Annotated in this window: 24 protein-coding genes; 7 read left to right on the top strand and 17 right to left on the bottom strand. The window is 33.5% G+C overall.

All coding sequences use genetic code 11. From position 1 onward, the window contains the following. Positions 1 to 2: 2 nt before the first annotated feature. From murD to mraZ, 7 genes are read right to left on the bottom strand one after another with little or no spacing between them, the layout of a single operon-like run. Positions 3 to 1,337, bottom strand: coding sequence for a UDP-N-acetylmuramoyl-L-alanine--D-glutamate ligase (gene murD, locus CELAL_RS10995; protein WP_013550983.1), 1,335 nt, complete (start codon positions 1,335 to 1,337; stop codon positions 3 to 5). 1 nt (position 1,338) lies between these two features. Then, positions 1,339 to 2,559 (bottom strand): phospho-N-acetylmuramoyl-pentapeptide-transferase, encoded by a 1,221-nt coding sequence (gene mraY / locus CELAL_RS10990; protein WP_013550982.1) that lies wholly within the window; start codon positions 2,557 to 2,559, stop codon positions 1,339 to 1,341. A gap of 54 nt (positions 2,560 to 2,613) precedes the next feature. Further along, a complete protein-coding gene (locus CELAL_RS10985) occupies positions 2,614 to 4,077 on the bottom strand; it encodes a UDP-N-acetylmuramoyl-L-alanyl-D-glutamate--2,6-diaminopimelate ligase (RefSeq protein ID WP_013550981.1) in 1,464 nt (487 codons plus the stop codon). Continuing rightward, positions 4,074 to 6,077, bottom strand: a complete 2,004-nt coding sequence (locus CELAL_RS10980; protein WP_013550980.1) for a penicillin-binding protein — start codon at positions 6,075 to 6,077, stop codon at positions 4,074 to 4,076. The genes CELAL_RS10985 and CELAL_RS10980 overlap by 4 nt, the downstream gene beginning before the upstream one ends. Beyond that, positions 6,077 to 6,394, bottom strand: coding sequence for an FtsL-like putative cell division protein (locus tag CELAL_RS10975; RefSeq protein WP_013550979.1), 318 nt, complete (start codon positions 6,392 to 6,394; stop codon positions 6,077 to 6,079). Before CELAL_RS10975 ends, CELAL_RS10980 begins: the two co-directional genes overlap by 1 nt. A 2-nt stretch (positions 6,395 to 6,396) precedes the next feature. Then, positions 6,397 to 7,305: a 16S rRNA (cytosine(1402)-N(4))-methyltransferase RsmH gene (gene rsmH / locus CELAL_RS10970; protein ID WP_013550978.1), complete on the bottom strand. Its 909-nt coding sequence runs from the start codon at positions 7,303 to 7,305 to the stop codon at positions 6,397 to 6,399. Further along, positions 7,292 to 7,756: a division/cell wall cluster transcriptional repressor MraZ gene (mraZ, locus tag CELAL_RS10965; RefSeq protein ID WP_041557699.1), complete on the bottom strand. Its 465-nt coding sequence runs from the start codon at positions 7,754 to 7,756 to the stop codon at positions 7,292 to 7,294. Before mraZ ends, rsmH begins: the two co-directional genes overlap by 14 nt. A gap of 259 nt (positions 7,757 to 8,015) precedes the next feature. Between mraZ and CELAL_RS10960 the strand changes: the two genes are divergently transcribed. Both CELAL_RS10960 and yihA read left to right on the top strand, forming a co-directional pair. Next, positions 8,016 to 8,780: an alpha/beta fold hydrolase gene (locus tag CELAL_RS10960; RefSeq protein WP_013550976.1), complete on the top strand. Its 765-nt coding sequence runs from the start codon at positions 8,016 to 8,018 to the stop codon at positions 8,778 to 8,780. A gap of 17 nt (positions 8,781 to 8,797) precedes the next feature. Beyond that, positions 8,798 to 9,424: a ribosome biogenesis GTP-binding protein YihA/YsxC gene (gene yihA / locus CELAL_RS10955; RefSeq protein ID WP_013550975.1), complete on the top strand. Its 627-nt coding sequence runs from the start codon at positions 8,798 to 8,800 to the stop codon at positions 9,422 to 9,424. 7 nt (positions 9,425 to 9,431) lie between these two features. Here the strand turns inward: yihA and CELAL_RS10950 are convergent, their stop codons facing one another. The 3 genes from CELAL_RS10950 to gldB all read right to left on the bottom strand — a co-directional run bounded on the left by CELAL_RS10950 (position 9,432) and on the right by gldB (position 11,619). After that, entirely contained in the window at positions 9,432 to 9,809 is a 378-nt protein-coding gene (locus CELAL_RS10950; protein ID WP_013550974.1) for a hypothetical protein, read from the bottom strand. A 509-nt stretch (positions 9,810 to 10,318) separates the two neighbouring features. Then, positions 10,319 to 10,654, bottom strand: coding sequence for a gliding motility protein GldC (gldC, locus tag CELAL_RS10945; protein ID WP_013550973.1), 336 nt, complete (start codon positions 10,652 to 10,654; stop codon positions 10,319 to 10,321). After that, positions 10,654 to 11,619 (bottom strand): gliding motility lipoprotein GldB, encoded by a 966-nt coding sequence (gene gldB, locus CELAL_RS10940; RefSeq protein WP_013550972.1) that lies wholly within the window; start codon positions 11,617 to 11,619, stop codon positions 10,654 to 10,656. The genes gldC and gldB overlap by 1 nt, the downstream gene beginning before the upstream one ends. Before the next feature lie 93 nt (positions 11,620 to 11,712). Between gldB and nadE the strand changes: the two genes are divergently transcribed. Next, a complete protein-coding gene (gene nadE, locus CELAL_RS10935) occupies positions 11,713 to 12,501 on the top strand; it encodes an NAD(+) synthase (protein WP_013550971.1) in 789 nt (262 codons plus the stop codon). 171 nt (positions 12,502 to 12,672) lie between these two features. Further along, the gene (locus tag CELAL_RS10930; RefSeq protein ID WP_013550970.1) at positions 12,673 to 13,302 is read left to right on the top strand and encodes a response regulator; all 630 of its coding nucleotides are present in this window, start codon (positions 12,673 to 12,675) and stop codon (positions 13,300 to 13,302) included. A gap of 69 nt (positions 13,303 to 13,371) precedes the next feature. Here CELAL_RS10930 and dnaG read toward each other — a convergent pair whose 3' ends face one another. Then, complete coding sequence (gene dnaG / locus CELAL_RS10925) at positions 13,372 to 15,357, bottom strand: DNA primase (protein WP_013550969.1); 1,986 nt, start codon at positions 15,355 to 15,357, stop codon at positions 13,372 to 13,374. A 182-nt stretch (positions 15,358 to 15,539) separates the two neighbouring features. On the opposite strand from dnaG, the gene CELAL_RS10920 reads away from it, so the two are divergent. After that, positions 15,540 to 15,962 carry a hypothetical protein gene (locus CELAL_RS10920; RefSeq protein WP_013550968.1) on the top strand — a complete coding sequence of 141 codons (423 nt, stop codon included), beginning with the start codon at positions 15,540 to 15,542 and terminating at the stop codon, positions 15,960 to 15,962. 32 nt (positions 15,963 to 15,994) lie between these two features. Further along, a complete protein-coding gene (locus tag CELAL_RS10915) occupies positions 15,995 to 16,600 on the top strand; it encodes an SIMPL domain-containing protein (RefSeq protein WP_013550967.1) in 606 nt (201 codons plus the stop codon). 209 nt (positions 16,601 to 16,809) lie between these two features. On the opposite strand, the gene CELAL_RS10910 is transcribed toward CELAL_RS10915, so the two are convergent. From CELAL_RS10910 to CELAL_RS10895, 4 genes are all read right to left on the bottom strand, one after another. After that, positions 16,810 to 17,895 (bottom strand): hypothetical protein, encoded by a 1,086-nt coding sequence (locus tag CELAL_RS10910; protein WP_013550966.1) that lies wholly within the window; start codon positions 17,893 to 17,895, stop codon positions 16,810 to 16,812. Positions 17,896 to 18,005: 110 nt separating this feature from the next. Continuing rightward, entirely contained in the window at positions 18,006 to 18,782 is a 777-nt protein-coding gene (locus tag CELAL_RS10905; protein WP_013550965.1) for a hypothetical protein, read from the bottom strand. Continuing rightward, positions 18,769 to 19,332 (bottom strand): RNA polymerase sigma factor, encoded by a 564-nt coding sequence (locus CELAL_RS10900; RefSeq protein ID WP_013550964.1) that lies wholly within the window; start codon positions 19,330 to 19,332, stop codon positions 18,769 to 18,771. Before CELAL_RS10900 ends, CELAL_RS10905 begins: the two co-directional genes overlap by 14 nt. Positions 19,333 to 19,450: 118 nt before the next feature. After that, positions 19,451 to 20,428: a polyprenyl synthetase family protein gene (locus CELAL_RS10895; RefSeq protein WP_013550963.1), complete on the bottom strand. Its 978-nt coding sequence runs from the start codon at positions 20,426 to 20,428 to the stop codon at positions 19,451 to 19,453. 226 nt (positions 20,429 to 20,654) lie between these two features. Here CELAL_RS10895 and CELAL_RS10890 point away from each other — a divergent pair, with 226 nt between their 5' ends. Then, complete coding sequence (locus CELAL_RS10890) at positions 20,655 to 21,344, top strand: Lipl32 family lipoprotein (protein ID WP_013550962.1); 690 nt, start codon at positions 20,655 to 20,657, stop codon at positions 21,342 to 21,344. Between the two features lie 70 nt (positions 21,345 to 21,414). On the opposite strand, the gene rlmN is transcribed toward CELAL_RS10890, so the two are convergent. Beyond that, positions 21,415 to 22,458 carry a 23S rRNA (adenine(2503)-C(2))-methyltransferase RlmN gene (gene rlmN, locus CELAL_RS10885; RefSeq protein WP_013550961.1) on the bottom strand — a complete coding sequence of 348 codons (1,044 nt, stop codon included), beginning with the start codon at positions 22,456 to 22,458 and terminating at the stop codon, positions 21,415 to 21,417. 95 nt (positions 22,459 to 22,553) lie between these two features. Beyond that, on the bottom strand, positions 22,554 to 23,603 hold the full coding sequence (queA, locus tag CELAL_RS10880) for a tRNA preQ1(34) S-adenosylmethionine ribosyltransferase-isomerase QueA (protein WP_013550960.1): 1,050 nt from the start codon (positions 23,601 to 23,603) through the stop codon (positions 22,554 to 22,556). Between the last annotated feature and the right edge of the window lie 36 nt (positions 23,604 to 23,639).

The following is a 23,639-nucleotide window of genomic DNA, read 5'->3' as shown; positions in this document are numbered from 1 at the left end:
TATTATAAGTTTTGTACTGCTGCTTTAAACTGATTTCCGCGATCTTCGTAATTATCAAAAAGATCAAAACTTGCACATGCAGGAGATAACAAAACAGTATCTCCTCTTTCTGCCATTTTATAGGCAATTTTCACGGTTTCTGACATGTCATAAGCCTCTACAATTAGATCTACCACATTACCAAAAGCCTCAATTATTTTTGTGTTATCTTTTCCAAGACAGATAATTGCTTTTACTTTTTCACGCACCAAAGGCATCAATGATTTGTAATCATTACCCTTATCCACACCACCAACAATCCAAACCGTTGGAGTTCTCACACTATCCAAAGCATAATAGGTTGCATTTACATTAGTAGCTTTAGAATCATTTATGTATTCTACATGATGAATCTTCAATACTTTTTCTAAACGATGCTCAGCACCTTGAAAATTAGCTACACTGTTCCGAATAGTTTCTTTTCTAATACCAATAAGTTTTGACGCTGTAGAAGCTGCCATTGTGTTTTTAAGATTGTGTTTTCCTTCTAAGGATAAAGAATCTGTTTTCATTTTCAGTGTGTCGTTGTTAGTTGTAATCGTTATGTCTTTGTTTGTACTAAATGCGCCTTCTTCTATTGTTCTCTCAATTGAATAGGGCATTAATTTTGCTTTAACAGGATGTTTTTTTAGCCAGTCTGTTAAGTCTTTATCATCAGCATCGTAAATGAAATAATCATCTTCTGTCTGGTTCTCTGCAATTCTAAATTTTGATGCGATATAGTTTTCATACTTATAGTCATACCGATCTAAATGATCTGGCGATATATTGGTAAGGATTGCTATATGCGGTTTGAAATCTACAATACCATCTAATTGAAAACTGCTAATTTCCAACACGTAATATTCAAAATCATTCTCTGCTACCATTTTAGCATAGCTATCTCCAATGTTACCCGCCATTCCCACATGTAAGCCCTCACTTTTTAAAATATGATTGACTAACATTGTTGTGGTGGTCTTCCCGTTACTTCCTGTAATTCCTATGATTTTTGCATCGGTATATTTTGATGCAAATTCTATTTCCGAGATTACTGGAATTTTCTTTTCCTTCAATTTCTGAATCAAGGCTATTTTATCTGGAATACCAGGACTTTTCATCACCACATCTGCATTCAGAATTTTTTCTTCTGTATGCTGTTGGTCTTCCCATTCAATTTCAAAATGCTCAAGAACTTTTCTATACTTATCTTTAATTATTCCTTTATCAGAAACAAAAACTTCATAGCCTTTTTTCTTTGCTAAAATAGCGGTCCCTACGCCACTTTCTCCTCCTCCAAGAATTACTAACCTTTGCATCTTATCGCACTTTTAAGGTTACAACAGTAATTACTGCTAGTAAAATTCCAACAATCCAAAAGCGCGTCACGATTTTACTTTCATGGTAGCCTTTCTTTTGATAATGGTGGTGCAATGGAGCCATTAGAAAAACACGTTTTCCTTCTCCATACTTCTTCTTGGTATATTTAAAATATCCTACTTGCAACATCACAGAAATAGATTCTGCGAAGAAGATTCCACATAACACAGGGATCAATAATTCTTTACGGATGATAATTGCAATTACTGCTATTACCCCTCCTATTGTAAGGCTACCCGTATCTCCCATAAATACTTGAGCAGGGAATGCATTGTACCACAAAAACCCAACTAAAGCACCCACGAATGCAGCAACAAATACCACAAGTTCTCCTGCCCTAGGAATAAACATAATATCGAGATAATTAGAGAATATAATATTCCCTGAAATCCATGTAAAAATACCAAGGGTGAGGACAATTATTGCCGAGGACCCAGCCGCTAAACCATCTATACCATCTGTTAAATTAGCACCGTTAGATACAGCCGTTACAATAATGATTACTACTGGAATAAATATTAACCACGCGTATTCTTTAGCTCCATCTCCCATCCAACCAATGAATGAGGTATAGTCAAGTTCGTTATTCTTAAAGAAAGGAACTGTAGTTCTAACAGATTTAACCTCTGCTCCTGCTACTTTTTCTAAAGTATACTCGGTAGTAATCACACTTTGACTACGCTCTTTCATAGTCACTTCTGGGTGGAAGTACAACGTAGTTCCAACAATTAACCCCAGAACTACTTGTCCCAAAATTTTAAACTTCCCTTGTAACCCCTCTTTATCTTTTTTAAATATTTTAATATAGTCATCTATAAAACCAATAATTCCCATCCAAATGGTGGTCACGATTAAAAGAATAACATAGATATTATCTAATTTAGCAAATAACAATACTGGAATTAAAGTGGCTAAAATGATAATTAAACCACCCATAGTAGGCGTACCAGCTTTTTGTTTTTGACCGTCTAATCCTAAATCACGAACAGTCTCTCCTATTTGTTTTTTTTGAAGAAAAAGAATTATTTTTTTACCATACACCGTAGCAATCAAAAGCGATGTTAAAACCGCTAATGCTGCCCTAAAAGTGATAAACTGAAAAAGTCCCGCACCCGGTATCTGATAATTATTTTCTAAAAATTCAAACAAATAGTATAACATACTTTAATTCGTGTCTTTTGGTTTATAATCGCCATAACAGCAATTTTAGTTGTTTTATTTATTTAATGCCTTCAATAGATTCTGAACCATTTCATAGTCGTCAAAATGTGCCCTTACCCCATTTATTTCTTGATAGGTTTCATGCCCTTTTCCTGCTATTAAAATAATATCATTAGAATTCGCTAACTGGCAAGCTGTTTTTATTGCTTGCTCCCTACTCTCGATTGTCAGTGTTTTTCTTACATTTTGAACCTCTACACCTGCTTCAATCTCTTTGAGTATTTCATCTGGATTCTCGGTTCTTGGATTATCTGAAGTAAAGATTGTCGTAGTACTCATTTCTGATGCAATATGCCCCATAACCGGACGTTTAGACCTATCTCTATCCCCGCCACAACCCACAACGGTTATTACGTTTTCATTTCCCGTTCGTAATTTATTTATTGTATCAAGCACATTCTTAAGTGCATCTGGCGTATGCGCATAATCTACAATTGCCGTAATTCTTTCTTTAGATATAAAATATTGAAATCTACCATCAACATTTTCTAGCTCACTTAATAGTCTTAATATTTCTAACTTCTCTAAACCTAATAATTGTGCAGTACCATAAATTGCTAACATATTATAGGCATTAAAATCTCCTATTAATTTTGACCAAACCTCACTACCGTCAATTTTTAATAACTGTCCATTAAATTGATTCTCTAATATTTGAGCTTTATAATCGGCATACGTTTTTAGCGCATAGGTGTATTTTCTTGCCTTTGTATTCTGCAACATTACCAAGCCGTTTTTATCATCAACATTAGTAAGTACAAAAGCCTTCTTAGGAAGGTTATCAAAAAGTAATTTTTTAGTATCCCTATACTCCGCAAAGGTTTTATGATAATCTAAATGGTCATGAGATAAATTCGTGAAAATAGCCCCCTCAAAAGCCAAACCTTCTGTTCTTTTTTGATGGATTCCATGAGAACTCACTTCCATAAAACAAAACTCAACCCCTACATCATTCATCAATTTTAAATGATGATTTATAGTTAAAGCATCTGGCGTAGTATGGCTTGTTTTATATTCCGTATCATCTACCATGATTTTTATCGTAGAAATAAGCCCCACTTTAAAACCTGCTTTCTTAAATAACTGATACAACAAGCTACTTATGGTTGTTTTACCATTTGTTCCTGTAACCCCAACAAGTTTTAAATTTTTAGACGGATTGTCATAAAAATTAGATGCCATAATCGCCAAAGCCTTGTTTCCATTATCAACTTCAACATAAGTAACATCGTCAACAATTGTTACTGGCATTGTCTCACAAATTATGGTCTTTGCTCCAAGTGCTATAGCTTTTTCTATATATTCATGCCCATCTGTAATGGTTCCTTTTATAGCAACAAAAACATCACCCATGGTCACAATACGCGAATCAAAGCAAATAGAATTTACCATAACAGAGGTAGAACCGCTAACCGCAGTAATACTTACCCCAAACAATATGTCTTTAAGTGCTCTCATGATAATTCTAATACTATTACTCCTGCTGCGCTTATATCTATGCCTTTAGCAGACTGTTTTTTTACGCTACCGTATCCGGTAACTCTAACTTTTAATCCTAAATTTTCTAGAATCGCAATAGCATCCATACCACTCATACCTACTACATTAGGCACTTTGCTGTATTTTTTTGATGCTTCAGCATAATACTGCTCATACTTCTTCTCTAAACTAGGGTCACTAATTTCCAAACCATCTACCTCGTCAACTAAAGGAGAAGTGGCGTATATTTTCTGAGCTACTGATTTAAATACAGGACCAGCAACATCTGCTCCATAAATACCTACTTTTCTATCTGGCTCATGAATAACCACGATACAGGAATATTTGGGGTTATCTGCAGGAAAATAACCTGCAAAAGAAGATATGTATTGTAATTTATCAGGATCCTTAGCTACATAATTTTTTTGTGCTGTTCCCGTCTTACCTGCCATAGAGAAATTTGGCGAATACAAACTGTGGCCTGTTCCATATTTTTTCTCTACCACATTCTTCAACATCTCTTTTACCTTGCCTATTGTTTCCTGTGAACAAATAGATGGGTTTATCACTTTTTTATCAAACTTAAAAATAGTTTTATCCCACTCCTTAACTTCTTTTAAAAGGCGAGGTTTTACCATTTCGCCATCATTCGCAATCGCATTATAAAATGTAAGCGTTTGCAAAGGAGTAAGCGAAACCTCATACCCGTGAGACATCCATGCTAATGAGATACCTGACCAACCTTTATCTCCAGGATACCGAATAACAGGATCGCCTTCTCCTTTAATAGGTAAATCAAGCTTTCTATTTAACCCCATGTTCATTAGGCGATTAACATACTTTTCTGGATTATCCTTATAATTATTATAAATAATCTTAGCGAAAGCTGTATTTGAAGAAACCTCAAAAGCTTTAGCTGCAGAAATTTTTCCGTAGCCACCCCATTTAGAATCTCTCACTGTTTTGTTATACACTTTAAACAAACCCTTTTCGGTATCAATAACTGTATTTGTATCTATCACTTTATCTTCAAGTGCTACTACCATTGACATTAGCTTAAATGTAGAACCTGGCTCATGAGATTCTCCTATAGCATAATTTAAACGCTCGTAATATTTATCTCCTTCTGTTTTTCCTAAGTTTGAAATTGCTTTTATCTCACCTGTTTTGGTTTCCATAACAATCACACAACCATGGTCTGCTTTATATTTTTCTAATTGAGCTAATAAAGCATGATGGGCAATATCTTGAATATTGACATCAATAGTAGAATAAACATCATAGCCATCTTTAGGCTCTACAATATTATCCATACCTATAGGCTTCCATTGATTTTTAGAAATTTTCTGCTTTAACCTGCTTCCTTTAATTCCACTCAAATACTCTGTAAAAGCACCTTCTAAACCAACACGCGTAGCATACCCGTTTTCATCAAAACGCTCATACCCTACACTACGCTCCGCAATCTTACCTAAGGGATGTTCCCGAACTGTATTTTGCTCTACAACAATACCACCGCGGTTAGGGCCTTTCTCAAACAATGGAAATTTCTTAACCTGTATATAGTCTGAATAATCGAGGTTTCTAGCAATTAATGCATACCTATTTTTATTTGCTTTGGCTTTACGAAAAATTTGTTCGTAATGCGATACCGGCTTTCCCAATAATTTTGACAAAGACTGGCAAAGTGGTTTAATATTTTCTTTAAAATCTTTATCCTTTACGGTAACTGCATCAAAACGAATATTAAAACGAGAAACTGAGGTCGCCAATAAACTACCATCAGCAGAATATAGATTTCCACGGTTAGGTGTAATCGTAAAAACCCTCTCCGTACGATCTTCAGCTAATTGACGGTATTTATCCCCGTCTACCATCTGAATACTAAAAAGCTTTACAACCACCGCAACAGCGAACAGTAGCAGAAATACTGCTACTATATATAGTCTCGTTAATATTTTTTTATCTGTAACCGCCATTATTCAGCCGATTTAACTCTTATTTTATGTGGTGGTGTTTCCGAAGGCAACAAACCATCTTCACGTACTGTTTTTAATATTTCCGATTCAAGCTTTAATTTTTGAACATCTGTTTGCCCATCTATAAACTCACTTCGTAATTCTTTTACTTCTTCATTTAAAGCCGCTATCTGATGCACTTTACTATCTGCACCATGAGAACTTGCAATCATTACTGCCGCTAAAAAAGAAGTGAAAATGATAAAAATCCAATTCTTAGGAGCATCTCCGCTCACTAAAAACTTTCCTTTTAATATATCTAATAAGCCTTTTCGCATGACTATTTTTTGCTTTTTGCTTTTTCTGCTATTCTTAATTTTGCACTACGTGCTCTATTATTACCCGCAATCTCTTTTTTTGAAGGAACCGTTAATCCCCCTACTTTTTTAAGCGGAAGACTCATATTCCCATAAAAGTCCTTATCAGGTTCGCCTTCAAATTTTCCTGATCTAAAAAAATTTTTCACCAATCTATCTTCTAAAGAATGATAGCTAATAACACTTAACCTACCCTCTTCGTTTAACAAATCTGGAACTTGCAACAAAAACTCTTTAATTACCTCAATCTCCTGATTCACTTCTATACGAATCGCTTGATAAATTTGAGCTAATATCTTGTGTTCAACACGTGCTGGCAAAAACTGTTTTAAACCAGATTTTAACTGGTCTGTAGTTTTTATTGGCGTTTCTTCCCTATTTGCTATAATAGCAGTTGCTATGGCATTTGCATTTCTAAGGTCTCCATATTGAAATAAGACTCTGCGTAAATCGTCATAAGCATATGTATTTACCACATCATAAGCAGACACAGCATTTCGCTTACTCATACGCATATCTAAATCAGCATCAAAACGGGTAGAAAATCCACGTTCCGCAACATCAAATTGATGAGACGATACTCCAAAATCTCCTAAGATTCCGTCTACCTTCTTTATACCATAGAATTTTAAAAACTGACTGATAAACCTAAAATTCTCATGAATCAATACAAAGCGCTCATCATCAATAGCATTCTTGAGGGCATCTTCATCTTGATCAAAAGCATATAACTTTCCTTTAGCACCCAAACGGCTCAAAATTTCTGTTGAATGCCCACCACCACCAAAAGTGACATCAACGTAAATGCCGTCACTTTTAATATTTAGTCCATCTATAGACTCTTTTAATAAAACTGGATTATGATAACTCATCTTCGTCTCCTCCCATTACTTCTTCTGCCAGCGCTGCAAAGTCAAGAGTGGTATCCTCTAAAACTTTTTCATAGCTGTCTTTATCCCAAATTTCAATAATATTTATAGCAGAACTCAATACCACCTCTTTTGCTATATTTGCAACATCAATTAAATTCTTAGGAATTAATAACCTCCCTGTTGCATCAATTTCTACTACCTTGACACCCGCAGAAAAACGACGTATAAAATCATTATTCTTTTTGACAAAGCGATTCTTCATATTCATTTTCTCCATTAAGAGATTCCACTCTTTCATTGGATATAATTCTAGACAAGGTTGAAAGACAGAACGCTTAATTACGAAACCTTCTGTTAACACGGGAGACATCTGATTTTTAAGCGCAACAGGCAGCATTACCCTACCTTTAGCGTCCGCTTTACAGTCATATGTTCCTATGAAATTGATCACTTTATTGTCCTTGTTTCAAATTATAACTCAAATATATTGATTTTATTACCACAATTTACCACTATTTACCACATTGTTAATAAATTCTGATATCTGAGACACCTGTAAAACCCGAAAAACAACTCAAATTAGGCTGTTAAAATTTAGAAAAACTTCAAATTCATGCTTAAAAGCCATCTACACAAATCACATTAAAACAAGTAGGGTTGTATTATTAGGAAATGTCTATATTTGCCTTTACAGAATACAACCTACATCAATGAAAGAAGAGTTAATAACGGAAGGCAAATACAAGTACATTGAAGTAGGAGAAGGCACTCCAGTAATTGTTTTACATGGATTAATGGGTGGTTTAAGTAATTTTGAAGGTGTTATGAATTATTTCCCTAATAAAGGGTATAAAATTTTAGTTCCTGAATTACCTATATATGATAAGCCCCTTTTAAAAACTACAGTTAAAAGCTTCGCTAAATTTGTGAATGATTTTATAAAACACAAAGGCTTAAATGAGGTTATACTTTTAGGAAACTCTTTGGGCGGACATATTGGTTTATTACACACAAAGTTATATCCAAAATTTGTAAAAGCTTTAATAATAACAGGAAGTTCTGGATTGTATGAAAGTGCAATGGGAGATGGCTATCCCCGAAGAGGTGATTACGAATTTATAAAGAAGAAAGCACAGGATGTTTTTTATGATCCTGCTGTTGCCACACCTGAAATAGTAGATGAAGTTTTCGCTACTGTTAATGACAGAATAAAGCTTGTAAAGACATTAGCTATTGCAAAAAGTGCCATACGCCATAACATGGCAAAGGACCTACCAAAAATGACCACGCCAACGTGTATCATTTGGGGTAAAAACGACCATGTTACACCACCAGATGTTGCTGATGATTTTCATAAATTATTACCAGATTCCGATTTATTTTGGATTGACAAATGTGGCCATGCAGCAATGATGGAACATCCAGATGAATTTAATACGATATTAGAAGCTTGGTTCATAGCCCGAAAATTCTAAGACAAAAAAAATACTCCATGAAAGTAAAGTCAGCCGAGTTTGTAATGAGCAACTCTAATGTGACCAACTGCCCTAAAGAAGCTATTCCCGAATACGCTTTTATAGGGAGGTCTAATGTAGGAAAATCTTCATTGATCAATATGCTTACCGATAAAAAAAGTTTAGCAAAAACTTCAGGTAGGCCAGGAAAAACACAGCTAATCAATCATTTTAAAATAAATGATAGTTGGTATTTAGTAGATTTACCTGGATACGGGTACGCAAGAGTATCTAAAAGAGATAAAAAAACATTCCAGAGATATATTACTGATTATTTTAGAGAACGCAAGCAATTAGTCTCTGCTTTTGTTCTTGTAGACATTCGTCATGAACCACAAAAAGTCGATTTAGAATTTTTGGAATGGATGGGTGAAAATCAGATTCCATTTTCCATTGTCTTTACTAAGGCCGATAAATTAAAACCAAACGTAATTGAGAGAAATGTACAAACGTATATTGATCACTTGCTCGAAAGTATGTGGCAAGAAGCGCCAAATTACTTTATAACTTCTGCCTCAAAAAATATTGGACAAGATGAAGTTCTAGATTACATAGATCTTATGAATGAGAATTTTAAAAAAGATAATTGGGCAGATTTTATCTAAATCTCCATTAATTTAAAGTAACTAACACTTCCCTCATTAAACTCTCTACATTATCAAGAGAATTCATTTTCTCTGTGGTGACCACTACTTCAAAATCCTCATTTGTTTCTGCAAGAACGATTGGAAACGTATATTTCTTCCCAAATTTAGAACTGTAGGTTTTTAAAAATTCATCTTTATGAAGAAACTCCATTGGTGTTGTTGATTGTGCTCTAAATTTTCTCCAAACTTTGTTTTCTGTAAAAATACCAAAGGTGATGTCACACAAGCTACACTCATACGTGCTTGGACTAAATATTTTATGAGCAGTATCTAATACCGCATTATGCGCACCTGAATTTGCATTATAAATAAAAATTAACTTTTCTACATTTACCTTTTCCATACCTCAACACCTTCTTACTTTTAATCCGACTACTTGTTTTTATTATGAAAAAAATGGACTACTTATAATTTTCACAATAGCTATTACAACAAGTAAGTCTCAAAGGCACACTACTTCTTACAGTTCTTAAACGTTAAAAATAACTTATAGTTTAAGAAAAGCACAGAAACATACCTCCAACCTCAAAACTAATATTTAGAGAAATATACCTTCTAATACTAACAACAAAATTATTGATCTAATAGAAGGAAAAAAATAAGCTAAAGTTAGGGAATTGTACAATTCAAAATTGACATATGGCGAGCTACATGTATAATGAAGTACTATTTTTAGGTATATGGTAAAAATGTAAAAACAACGAAATCATAATATATAGGAGAGGCCAACACAAACAGATGAAGCTAAACTATTCAAAAAATTAAATATAACTAAAGCTAGTAATTCCTAATTACGTAAATTATGGTACTTTAGAATTACTAGCCTATACTGTTAATCTATTTTAGCTAAAATTATTTTTTTAGCTCTAATTTTTCAGCGAAATAATCACAAAAATCTTTCATCGTAGCTGTCATTTTCTCGTCTTGTGTTGCTTTCATAAAAGTATCAGATAAGGAAACTAAGGTTTGATGAAAAAATATTTTCATTTCATCTACAGGCATATCTTTCGTCCATAAATCTATTTTAAGTGACTCGTTATTTTTACTATCCCAAACAGATAATAACATAGCCTTTACTTCTTGATTATCTATACCGCCGTCATCTGCAGACCAATTAAGCTCTTCAGGTACTCTGTTTTCATCTAAACCTACACGTAATGTTATTTCTGAGGTATGTAATTTTGCCATTATTTTTTAGGTTTGTAATTTGATTTATTAAAAAGTTCTTCGGTAGGTATGGTTAGTAATTGTTGTAAAGTAACTTCATTATTTTCCATGAAGGCACGCACTATTTGCCACCCCACATATTGCCCAATCCTTCCAGGAGACTCATTATCTAATTCCAATTGAAATTTTGAAAATGGCGCCGGATCTATAAACCTTGGCTGTAATTGCTTTTCTGTACTATACAAGAGTTCTCGTTCTACAAAATAACGCCAAATCTGATTTTCGTTAGCTTCTGCCCATTCTAGTTGTTCTTGCGAATAGCCAATGCGCTGTGCTTCAGATTTAAAAGGCAATAACTTATCTTTTAAGTACAATTCCTTACCATAATAAACCAATTGATCTAAAAAAGTTCTTCCTTTCTGATAAGGCATTACGGTAGCACAGAATTCTGAAGCAACATCACTAACAATATACTCCTTATCTAAACCACTTGAAATATAGTTCTGAAATCCTTTATAGAATTTATGATTTTTTCCTAAATAATTATCCAAACCAATTAACAATAAGGTGTCTGCTAAGATTACTCTACTGGTATACTCAACATCAGAAGTTAAGGTAACCACTCTTGGAATTGGAAATTTTGGGAAATAATATTTTATATGTTGAAACAATCGTTTTAAATCTTCTGTTTCCGCATCAAAATTCGGAAAGGCTTTCCCTACCTCCGTATTTAATTCTATCTGAATGGTATCCTTTAATTTCAAAAGCCAAACACTATCCGCATATTGTTGTGGAAACAAATAAGGATATTTAGCTTTAGTAGCATTTAGGTTTTCTGCTGTGGTTTGCGCAAACTCTTGATCAAAACGATCTACTTGAACATCAACAGTTATTTTATCAATCTCTTGAGGTACCTTATCTTCTTCCTCACAATTGTAAAAAAAGAATGATGAAACTATCAAAAGAGCAAAAATTAACTTCTTCATATAAAGTAATTTCTATTAAGTTTTATTTATTAGTACTTAGGTTTTATTTTTACGAAGCAAAGTTAATTGATTTCAACTTAAAAAAATAGCGCAATGCAAACGGAAAAAGTAATAAGTCACATCGTAGATTGGTTAAAAGATTATGCAACAAATGCTCATATGAAAGGATTTGTCATAGGAATATCTGGCGGAATAGATTCTGCTATAACCTCTACTTTATGTGCTAAAACAGGACTAGACCTTCTTTGTTTAGAGATGCCTATTCACCAAGAAGAAAACCAAATAGGAAGAGCATCACGCCATATAGCATGGCTACAGGAAAACTTTAGCAACGTAAAAAGACTAGAAATTAATCTTACTCCTGTATTTGATAGTTTAGTAGCAGCAATGCCTACGGTAGAAAATGAAGAAGAACGTTTTATGTCTTTAGCAAACACCCGAGCTAGACTTAGAATGACTAGTTTATACTATTTTGCTGCCTTAGAAGCGTATTTAGTTGCAGGCACAGGAAATAAAGTTGAAGACTTTGGTGTAGGATTTTACACCAAGTATGGAGATGGCGGAGTAGATTTGAGTCCGATAGCTGATTTACTCAAAACTGAGGTTTGGGAAATAGCTAAAACACTGGGCGTAAATGAAGAAATAATTAGCGCAGCCCCTACTGACGGCCTATGGGGCGATGATCGCACCGATGAAGACCAAATTGGAGCATCCTATCCTGAGTTAGAATGGGCTATGGAAATGATTGAAAAAGGCAAAACTGCAGCCGATTTCACAGGAAGAAAAAAAGAGGTTCTTACTATTTATACGAAACTCAATACTGCAAACAAACATAAGATGCTTCCTATACCCGTTTGTGTGATCCCGAATGCATTAAAATAACCATTCATCTTAAAATCAAGTGAATAAAACGAAAAAATGATGAAAAACAACGTAGTTTCATAAAAAAATATCAAATTTACACTAGAAATCAGATAAATAAACTTTACATTGCATGTCAGAAATTATTGGCTTTTACGTGTAATAAGTTGAATATCAAGAAAAAAAACGAAAATGATTAAAGTATTAATTGCTGATAACCATCCAGTTGTAAGAGCGGGAATTAAGTTTGTATTAGATACAGCGTCGGATTTTGAGGTTATTGCAGATGTCGCAACGACAACCGAACTGTTTGAAAAATTAGAAACGATAAGCCCAGATGTAGTGATGTTAGAGATGGATATCCCTGAAATTAACGGAATTGCTACTTTAAGAAGAATTAAAGCCGAGTATCCCGATATAAAGGTACTTATCTACAGTGGTCAATCTGAAGATGTTTATGCACTTAGTACCATTAGAGCAGGTGCTTATGGCTACCTATCTAAAGCTGCTGATTTAGATTATATTATTTCTGCGGTAAGAAAAGTAAGTAAAGGTGATATGTTTATTACCAATGAGCTTGCTCAAAGACTTGCTTTTGATGAAGGCACTAAAAAACCAAGAAGATTTTTCAGAAAACTATCTACTAGAGAAGTTGAAGTTTTAAAAATGTTAGCTAGCGGTAAACGTAACAAAGATGTTGCTATTGGTTTAAACTTAAACGAAAAAACAGTAAGTACATATAAAGCACGTTTAATGCGCAAGCTTAATGTAGACAACTTAGTAGATTTATTACAACAAGCAAAAGCCTTAGAATTATATTAATTCTAAAATATATTACATACTAAAAAAGCCTAGCAATGCTAGGCTTTTTTAGTTCTAAATAATTAATTTTTAAGACAAAACTCTATTTAATTTCTTATTCAATAATGTATTTAAATGAATGTAATTCATGATTTCCTCCAAGATCTCTCTATTATCATTCTCTAACTTTGTTGTTTCGTTTTGTAAAGCATTAATTCTACGTTTAATTAAAAAACAACGTAAGGTTAAAATAGTTTCATTTGTTAACTGCGCTATAGTAACTTCTTTCTTCTTAGGATAGATTTCTTTACGAGCCCAATCATGCAACATGTATTTTTCTTCCTCCATTAAAATGGAGGATATCTCTGATACCATTTCCTGATCTAACGGAGCAATAAAGGTATTAATACTGAAGTTTTCATTTTCATTAAGTTCCTGAATTAACTTACTATAGATATTCCTAAAGTTCTCATTACCTAACTCAATTTCATCATCTTGAAGATCTAGAAATATTTTTTCGTAAACTTTTGCTTCAATTTTTTCTGGCTCTAATTCTAAATCTCCTTTTTCATTTTCTTTTAAAATAAGATCTTCGAACTCTTGAGGTGAGTTTCCATAAAGTAGTAATATTTCAATAATTTTTCGTTCTAATTCAAATTGAACATCAACTTTTTGTCCAACCTCTTCATTTTTAACGACATTAAATACTTGTGCTTTTTGCTCTTCTTTTACCTTCTTATGTGTATCGGAAACCTCTTTTTTATCTATCTGAGCTAATGTGTTAAAAAGTACAGATTCTGATATGTTCATAATCTGAGCACATTCTTGAATATAGATTTCTTTTTGAATGCGGTCAGGGATTTTAGAAATACTATTAACGATATCACGAACGGTATCTGCCCTTTTTACAGGATCACTCTCTGCTTCTTTTATCAATAAAGAAGCCTTAAACTGTATAAAATCTTTAGAATTAGTCTTCAAATATTCTAAGACCTCCTCAAGGTTATTAGCCCTAGCAAAGCTATCCGGGTCTTCTCCTTCTGGGAACGAACAAATTTTTACATTCATTCCTTGCTCCAGAATTAAATCAATTCCACGTAAAGACGCCCTAAGGCCAGCTGCATCCCCATCAAACAAAACGGTAATATTCTTAGTGAGCCTATTTACCAAACGTATTTGCTCAGGAGTTAATGCGGTACCACTTGACGCTACTACATTCTCAATACCACGCTGATGAAACTGAATTACATCGGTATACCCTTCTACCAAATAGCAATTATCTTCTTTTGCTATAGCTTGCTTTGCATGGTAAATACCGTACAACACTTTACTCTTATGGTAAATATCACTCTCTGGTGAATTTAAATATTTAGCAGCCTTCTTATCATTCGTTAATATACGCCCACCAAAACCTAGCACACGGCCGCTTAAAGATTGAATAGGAAACATGACACGCGCTTTAAAGCGGTCAAACTTTTTAGAGTTTGCAGGATTGGCAGCATCCTCCTTAACAATAGTTAGCCCCGTATCTGATAAATATTTTATTTGATACCCTTTCTCTAATGCTGCATTGGTGAAGGAATCCCAATTATCTAAACAATACCCTAAAGCGAATTTTTTAATAGTCTCCTCTGTAAAGCCACGCTCTTTAAAATACGAGAGACCTATTGCTTTACCTAATTCTGTATTCCAAAGAATATCTGAAAAATACTTTTGAGCATATTCTGAAACCAAGTACATACTTTCACGTTCATTGGCTTGTTCTTTCTGCTCATCATTCTGTTCCGTTTCTTCTATCTCTATATTATACTTCTTTGCTAAGTGTTTGATTGCTTCAGGATAGGTAAAATGTTCATGTTCCATTAAAAAGGCTACGACATTACCTCCTTTACCACTACTAAAATCTTTCCAAATTTGCTTTACCGGACTTACCATAAAACTAGGCGACCTTTCATCGGTAAACGGACTTAAACCTTTAAAGTTAGAACCCGATTTTTTTAATTGTACATAGTCGCCAATAACCTCCTCTAAACGAGCAGTTTCATACACTTTATCAATAGTAGATTTTGATATCAATTTGCAGTAGGGTTTATTTCAGTGCATTTATACACTGGTTAAAACACAAAGATAATAAACATATCACTGTTTTCAGGGGTAACTTTTTGGCTATCTAAAGGGTTTAAAAAACTTCTTAATAGCCGCAACTTTGTATCAGAAATAAATAACAAATAAATAATTAATCCTTAAAAACTAAAATTATGATCTGGGGAATTACACTTGTATTATTAAGCATCATTGCAGTACCTTCTTTAATCTTATCAAAAAAACCAAACGCTAAAGAATTATTAGAAAAAATAGAACCTTATCAAGCATGGATCGGAATGCTGTTTTGCTTTTGGGGAATTTGGGGAATTATAAGTGCTGTATTAAATATTGGTTGGTTAACTGTAGCGCCAATATGGTGGATTACCTTCTTAGCAGGAAACATAGTTTCTGCAATACTAGGCTTCATGTTAGGATTTGGATTGATAAACAAATATGTCCTATCTAAAAATGAAAATGCAAAAGAAAAAGCAGATGCTTTACGTGCTAAAATTGCTCCAAAACAAGGAAAATTAGGGGTTATAGGTCTTATCGTAGGTGCTTGGATGATTGTTGCTTCTTTTATTTTTGCAATTTAATAACACTTTATTGCGCTGTAAAAAATAGAAGCATGAAAAAATATATTATTCAAACCTTTATTTTACTATCTACTATGACTGCAATGGCTCAAACGGCTTCACCAAACATAAGTGTTGAAGGATCAACGACACACACCATTAAGCCGATATTTAATGCTAGAATGATTCTTAGCTTAAACAACGTGTATTACGACGCTCCTGGGATGACTTTTCCTGAATTAAAAGAAAGTTACTTAGCTACTTTAAAAAAGCAGGGGATTGATCTTAAGGCATTGAAAGAAGATAAGTTTGCTTATGAACTCTTACGCTATGAAAAGGAAGGTACTTACTTTGAGTTTAAAACCACTTCTATAGAAACGCTTGAGAAGTTTATTTCTATAAAAGCATTAGGTGTATCACAATCTGATTCTAACTTTGAGTATAGCTTAACTGATGATGAGGTAGCAACGTATGCAAAAGAAGCATATTACAATGCTAAAGCAAAGGCAGAGGCTATCGCAAAGAAAATAGATCGTAAAGTGGGTAAAGCAATATATATTCACGATAATAACCCCAATAAAATGTCAGAATCACTTTATTATGGTGCTGAATTCTCAAAAAGAGACTACCAAATTTCAGTTTCTTTTGAATTGCTATAAACCTTTAGTTGGTTGTTTGTAGAGAAGGCCTTGCGTAGAATAACAAGTATTGTTTTTAGGAAACTTACGTAAGGCTCTTCTTATTTTAAAAAACCAAAACATGAATATACTTGCTTTATAAGTTAGTTTAGAGAATAAGGTATACCTTAAAATAAAGCAAGAAATAAATTTAAATTAAAAAGCCAAGACGCTGTCTTGGCTTTTTTGTTTTAATCTAAATCAAACCGAAGTCCCAAAGAAATATTATGCTGATCTACAAGTGCATCTTTAAAAATAGGATTTAAATCATACTTTAAATATAACTGCGTATTTCCAAAACCTGCATAAGCACTAAGTCCATAAATTAAATTACTGGTATTATAATCTCTTTTTAGTTTATCCTTCACCTTCTCTCCATCCACTTCATATTTCAATTTTTGTCGTGTCCCCAAATTAAAACCGCCATATCCTCCAATACCAAAACGAAATTTCCTGTACACATCATATCTAATCGTTTTATCGGTCTTTGTCAATTTAGACGGACCAAACTCAAAATGAACAGGGAATACTAAATTATCCATACGTAGTTTTGCCTTATCTAAATCATATTGAAAATCCTCCAACGTTGTTTGCCCATCATTAACCACAAAATATTGATTATTCTTAGCTTTCAATCCATTAAACTGGAAAGAGAATCCATAATTAAATCGCATAAAATTGCTGTTCTTAAAAACGCGGGTTCTCCACTGCCAACCCATTTCAAAAAAACGACTACCTCCTATTTTATAGGGAGAATCATCTAAAGATTGATCCTCAATAATAGCATTATTAAGACCTACGGCGATAACAAAATCTGAATAGGTACGTCTGTCATATTTTAAATCTAACTTTTTCTTATCCGTATCTATGTTGATGCCAAATAACCGATCTTCACCATCATCTTTTGAACCCCAATTAATTTCTACCATAGAACCACTGGTTCCCAAGGAGTCTAAAGCCAAAACTTGACCGCTATTACGTTCTAATAGCGCAATTTCATTGTCTATAATACTTAATCTATTTTCAATATTCAAAGCGCGTTTCTTTGCGGCTTCTTCTTTTAAGACTTGGGCCTCTACTTCTGTAATTTCTTTAGCATCTAACTGCTTCATAATCGAAGCAATTTCTACCTTAAGAGCATGTTTTTCCTGTACTGTTATTTCTGATTTTAACTGATTTAAAGTAACAACTTTACTTTTATAGTCTTCTTGCCCCAACATGCTTTGCGCCAAAAGACCAAAGTATAATATTGCGATATATAGTATAGTAATTTTCATGTGATGATTATTTATTTGATTAGTAATTAATGAACAAACTCCACCCTGCTCCTTTTCTAAATACAGCTGATATCAGAAAAGAAAAATGGTATTATAAATAGGTATTGATTTTAGTTATTCCGATCTGCGACTGCAGTTCTCACTTTAAAAAAGCCATCTTTTAAGGTATCAAATAAATGATCTCTAAAGGATGTATTCAATTCATTTTCAGCTTCATCTAATAGTGCCATTGCATCTACCTTATTTGATGTTGACTTAAAAATTTTATCTGCTAATATTTCGCGTTCTGCTTTTCTCAATAGTGTCTCTATCTCTGCATCGGAAACTACAGTATTATTAGACTCTAGCGCATCTACTTGAGCGATAAGATCTTTTATTTTTGAATTAATGATGTCATCTTTATTAAAAACATTTTCATTAACCGTACCAATAATCGTATCTTCTTTCAGTACCGTTTCTGTAATTTCAAGATTAGAAGTAGCCATAGCATTCTTTGAATTATGTACTTCATTTTTCAATACCTCTGCCTCTTTTTTATCTTCTAAAGCAATGGCATTTAAAGAACTGTCCGTGCTTTTGTTAACTACAGGCGGTAAAACAAATTGCTCTATAGGCGCTTCCAACTCTTTTCTTTTCTCATTATTTTCATTTACAATACTATTTTCAGGAAGAACTATAGTATTTTCTGCCCCTATATAAAATACAAAGGAGGCTATTAACAACCCAATAAGGCAAGCCGCAACAGCATACCACACAAACCCTTTTGATTTCTTTGCTGGAGTAGATGCTATCTGTCCTGAAATTTTATCCCAAGCATTTGCAGATGGCGTAATCGTGCGCTCATCTAGCTTCTCTTTTATATGTTCTTCAAATTTAATTGGTGCCATAACTTACTATTTTTTGTTCCTTCATTTGCTCTTGGAGCGTTCTTCTTGCTTTAAATAATTGTGATTTTGAGGTGCTTTCAGAAATATTCAGCATATCCGCAATTTCACTGTGTTTATACCCTTCTACTGCATAAAGTATAAAAACCATTTTATATCCTTCCGGAAGCTTATCAATCAATAATTGTATTTGCTCTGCATCTACTTCTGAGGAGAACGAAATTTGAGAGGCTGAATTCCGTTCAAAAACATCATCATCAAAAACTACAAATTGTTTTTTACGTAAATAGGATATTGATTCTCTAATCATTATTCTACGAATCCACCCTTCAAAACTACCTTCAAATTTAAACGTGTCTAAATACTTAAAAACTTTTACAAAACCCGTTACCATAACGTCCTCAGCAAAGGCTGTATCTTTTATATATTGCCGACAAACGCTAAGCATTTTAGGTGCATTCTTTTCATAAATATGCTTCTGAGCTTGTGCATTACCTGCAACAGCTTTTTTAATCAGAAGTTTTTCGTTAGTATAAAAAGAAATAATCTTCAACGTGTTATAGTTTTTGTTTCTATAAAGATAGACGAGACCACTTTCAAAAAGGTTGCCTAAGAATTAAAAAAAAATGAAAAAAAGTTTTAAACTACTGACTTACAGATAAATAAAAATATTATATTTTCCTATCTACCACATAATTCACCATGAGCTGCAGTGAATTTTTATAATCAGAATCTGGATAAGTTTCCAATATCGTTAATGCTTGATCTTTAAACTCCAGCATTTTTGTTACTGCATACTCAAGGCCACCGTTATCTTTTACAAAATTGATCACCTCTTTTACGCGTTTTTTATCTTTGTTGTGGTTCTTTATGGAGTTGATGACCCACTTCTTTTCCTTTTTAGAACAGTTATTGAGCACGTAGATTAAAGGTAGTGTCATCTTCTGTTCTTTTATATCAATGCCCGTAGGTTTACCAATAGCGGCATCACCATAATCAAACAAATCATCTTTTATTTGAAAAGCCATTCCACAATATTCACCAAACTTTCTAAAAACTTCTACTTCTTCAGAATCGGGTTTTACAGAGCACGCACCCAAACTACAGCATGCTGCAATTAAAGTGGCTGTCTTCTGCCGGATAATTTCATAATAAATAGCTTCCGTAATATCTAAACGTCTTGCCTTTTCTATTTGAAGTAATTCTCCTTCGCTCATTTCCCGAACCGCTACAGAGATGATTTTAAGTAAATCAAAATCGCCATTATCAATAGAGAGCAACAACCCTTTAGACAAAAGGTAATCCCCAACCAAAACTGCAATTTTATTCTTCCAAAGTGCATTGATTGAGAAAAAGCCACGACGTTTATTACTTTCATCCACCACATCATCATGTACCAAGGTGGCGGTATGGATTAGTTCAATCACAGAAGCTCCGCGATAGGTTCTTTCATTTACTTCACCATTATTAATTAGTTTAGAGGTAAGAAAAACGAACATTGGTCGCATTTGCTTTCCTTTTCTATTCACAATGTAGTGGGTAATTCTATTTAGAAGTGCCACTTTAGAAGTCATAGATTCATAGAACTTCTTTTCAAAAAGTTCCATTTCCTCTATAATGGGTTCTTTTATTTGGTCTACAACTTTCACAAATAATAATCCTGTAGTTATGCTATCGGTTAGTTCTTTGTAAAATTAGCTAAAAAATGCAAGTAGGCTAATCCGTACGGCTTTAATTTAGATAGAAATAGGCAGAAAATGGATTTTAGAACATCACCCCTGAAATCAGGGATATCAATTTCACCAACACTAGGGGTTGTATAAGGAGTATTATATTCTATATTTGTCGAAGGAAATAACAATTAAATATTTAAAAATGAAGAAAAAATTTATTGTATCGTTAGCTATTTTATTAGTTGGAGGGTTAAGCGCTACACAGGCTCAAAAATTGAAAAAATTTGGTAGTTCTGTAGAGAAAAAAATAGGACCAAAAACTATTAAAGTTCCTTATACGGATGTAATTTCTTATTTAGGATATGCTGAATCTGGCAATGAAGATGAAGTTAAAGACAATAAGAAGTTTTACTACATCTATGTATGGGTTCCTTTAGCTGCTCCTGAATTAGGCGTACGTATGGTTTCTCCTACTGACGGTAAAACTAAAGGTGCTATAGTATCTAAAGAATATACTGAAAACGCTAGTTCTAAAGATTACTTTGATACGTATATTACTTTAGAGCGTTCTGATATTATTTCTAGTGATGGACTTACAGATAGCAGTGCAAAAGGTGCTAATTGGGTTACTTTAGAACGTAATGATGATAGTTCTGAAATGCCTAAACAACCAAGTGGTAGCAGCTACAATTCATTATTAAGATACAAAAGTGAATTAGGAAGTCCTACAAAAGCAATTACTGCTGGATTATATAGAGTTGGTTTTACTACCTACAAAACAGGTGAAGTAAAAGGAACATTTATGGCTGAAGTTGCTGCTCCTATAAAATTACCAGGAGTAGTAATGGCTAAAACAATTGAGGAATTAAATGCTAAGATTGCAGCAGAGTAATTTTAAATAGTTTAGTTAATAATGTTTAGTATTAAAAAGGGTTGTTTGTAAAAAACAACCCTTTTTTTTATTATGATTTATTTGCTAATTGACCACATGCCGCATCAATATCTTTTCCACGAGACCTACGTACGGTAACAGCAATATTATGCTGCTCTAAAGTATTCACATACATATCTATAGCGGCATTTGAAGCTTGCTGAAACTCCCCATCATCAATAGGGTTATATTCTATTAAATTTACTTTAGACGGAGCAAACTTACAAAAGTCTACCAAGGCATCTACATCTTTCTGACTGTCATTAATACCTTTCCAAATTACATATTCATAGGTAATTCTACTTCTAGTTTTTGCATACCAATACTGTAGTGATTGCCTTAAATCGGTAAGGGTAAAATTAGCATTAAACGGCATGATTGAAGTTCTAATTTCATCAATTGCAGAATGTAATGAAACAGCTAATTTAAATTTAACCTCATCATCTGCCATTTTACGAATCATTTTTGGCACGCCCGAAGTAGAAACTACAATACGCTTAGGAGACATCCCTAAACCCTCTGGAGATGTAATCATATCAATTGCCTTTAGCACATTGTTATAATTCATTAAAGGCTCTCCCATACCCATAAAAACAATATTGCTCAATGGACGATTGAAATACAATCTACTTTCATTATCAATAGCCACTACTTGATCATAAATCTCATCAGGATTTAAGTTCCGCATACGCTTTAAGCGTGATGTAGCACAGAATTTACAATCCAAACTACACCCCACCTGACTAGATACACAGGCCGTTGATCTTGTTTTTGTGGGAATTAAAACAGACTCCACAATTAAGTCATCATGTAAACGAACGGCATTTTTTATGGTACCATCATTACTGCGTTGCATGACATCTACCTTTATGTGGTTGATGACAAAATTCTGCTCTAACATATCTCTAGTTTCTTTAGAAACATTGGTCATTGCTTCAAAAGAATGTGCTCCTTTTTGCCAAAGCCATTCATAGACCTGATTACCCCTAAAGGCTTTATCACCATTGGTAACGAAGAACTCTCGCAATTGTTCTTTGGTTAAGGCGCGTATGTCTTTCTTTTTAATTGTATCCACGTATTAAAGATAATTGTTTTTAAAATTGCATTTAAAAATAAATCCCGCCTAGACTAATTAGCTCAAGCGGGATTCTTTTAACAAATAAAGGATCGTTATATGATCAACATTGCATCACCATAAGAGTAGAATTTATACCCCTCTAAAATAGCTTCTTTGTATGCTTTTTTCATTAAATCATGACCCATAAATGCAGATACCATCATCAATAAAGTAGATTTTGGTAAATGAAAATTGGTTACCATACAGTTTGCAATACTAAAATCATAAGGAGGGAAAATAAATTTATTGGTCCAACCTTCAAACGTATTCAAGGTATGTTGTGAAGAAACACCACTCTCTAAACCTCTCATTGCTGTAGTACCTATAGCACAAATACGTTTTTTATTTTTCTTAGCGTTATTAACTATTTCCGTAGTTTTCTCGTCAATAATTAATTCTTCACTATCCATTTTATGTTTCGATAAATCTTCAACCTCCACTGGGTTAAAAGTACCTAAACCAACATGTAGCGTTAATTCTGCAAAATCTATACCTTTAATCTCTAAACGCTTTAATAAATGTTTAGAAAAGTGTAAGCCCGCTGTTGGTGCCGCTACTGCACCTTCATGCTTTGCATAAATAGTTTGGTAACGCTCAGCATCTTCTGCTTCTGTTTCTCTTTTGATATATTTTGGTAGTGGAGTATCTCCTAGCTCTTTTAATTTTCTTCTAAAATCAGTATAAGAACCATCATATAAAAAACGAAGTGTTCTACCTCTTGAGGTTGTATTATCAATAACTTCTGCTACTAAAGTATCATCATCACCAAAATACAATTTATTACCGATACGAATTTTACGTGCTGGATCTACTAAAACATCCCAAAGACGTTGTTCTTCGTTTAATTCTCTTAATAAAAATACTTCAATACGCGCACCCGTTTTCTCTTTATTTCCGTAAAGTCTAGCAGGAAAAACTTTGGTATTATTTAACACCATGACATCACCTTCATCGAAGTAATTAATCATATCCTTGAACATTTTATGCTCAATTTTACCTGTTTCTCTATGAATTACCATCAATTTGGATTCGTCTCTATTTTCTGCAGGGTATTCTGCTAATAGCTCCTCTGGTAATTCAAAATTAAATCCGGATAATTTCATATATCGATTTTTTGTTATTGTTAATGCGGCTGCAAA

Source organism: Cellulophaga algicola DSM 14237, from assembly GCF_000186265.1.
Taxonomy (GTDB): Bacteria; Bacteroidota; Bacteroidia; order Flavobacteriales; family Flavobacteriaceae; genus Cellulophaga; species Cellulophaga algicola.
This window is presented reverse-complemented; position numbering and strand designations above follow the sequence as displayed.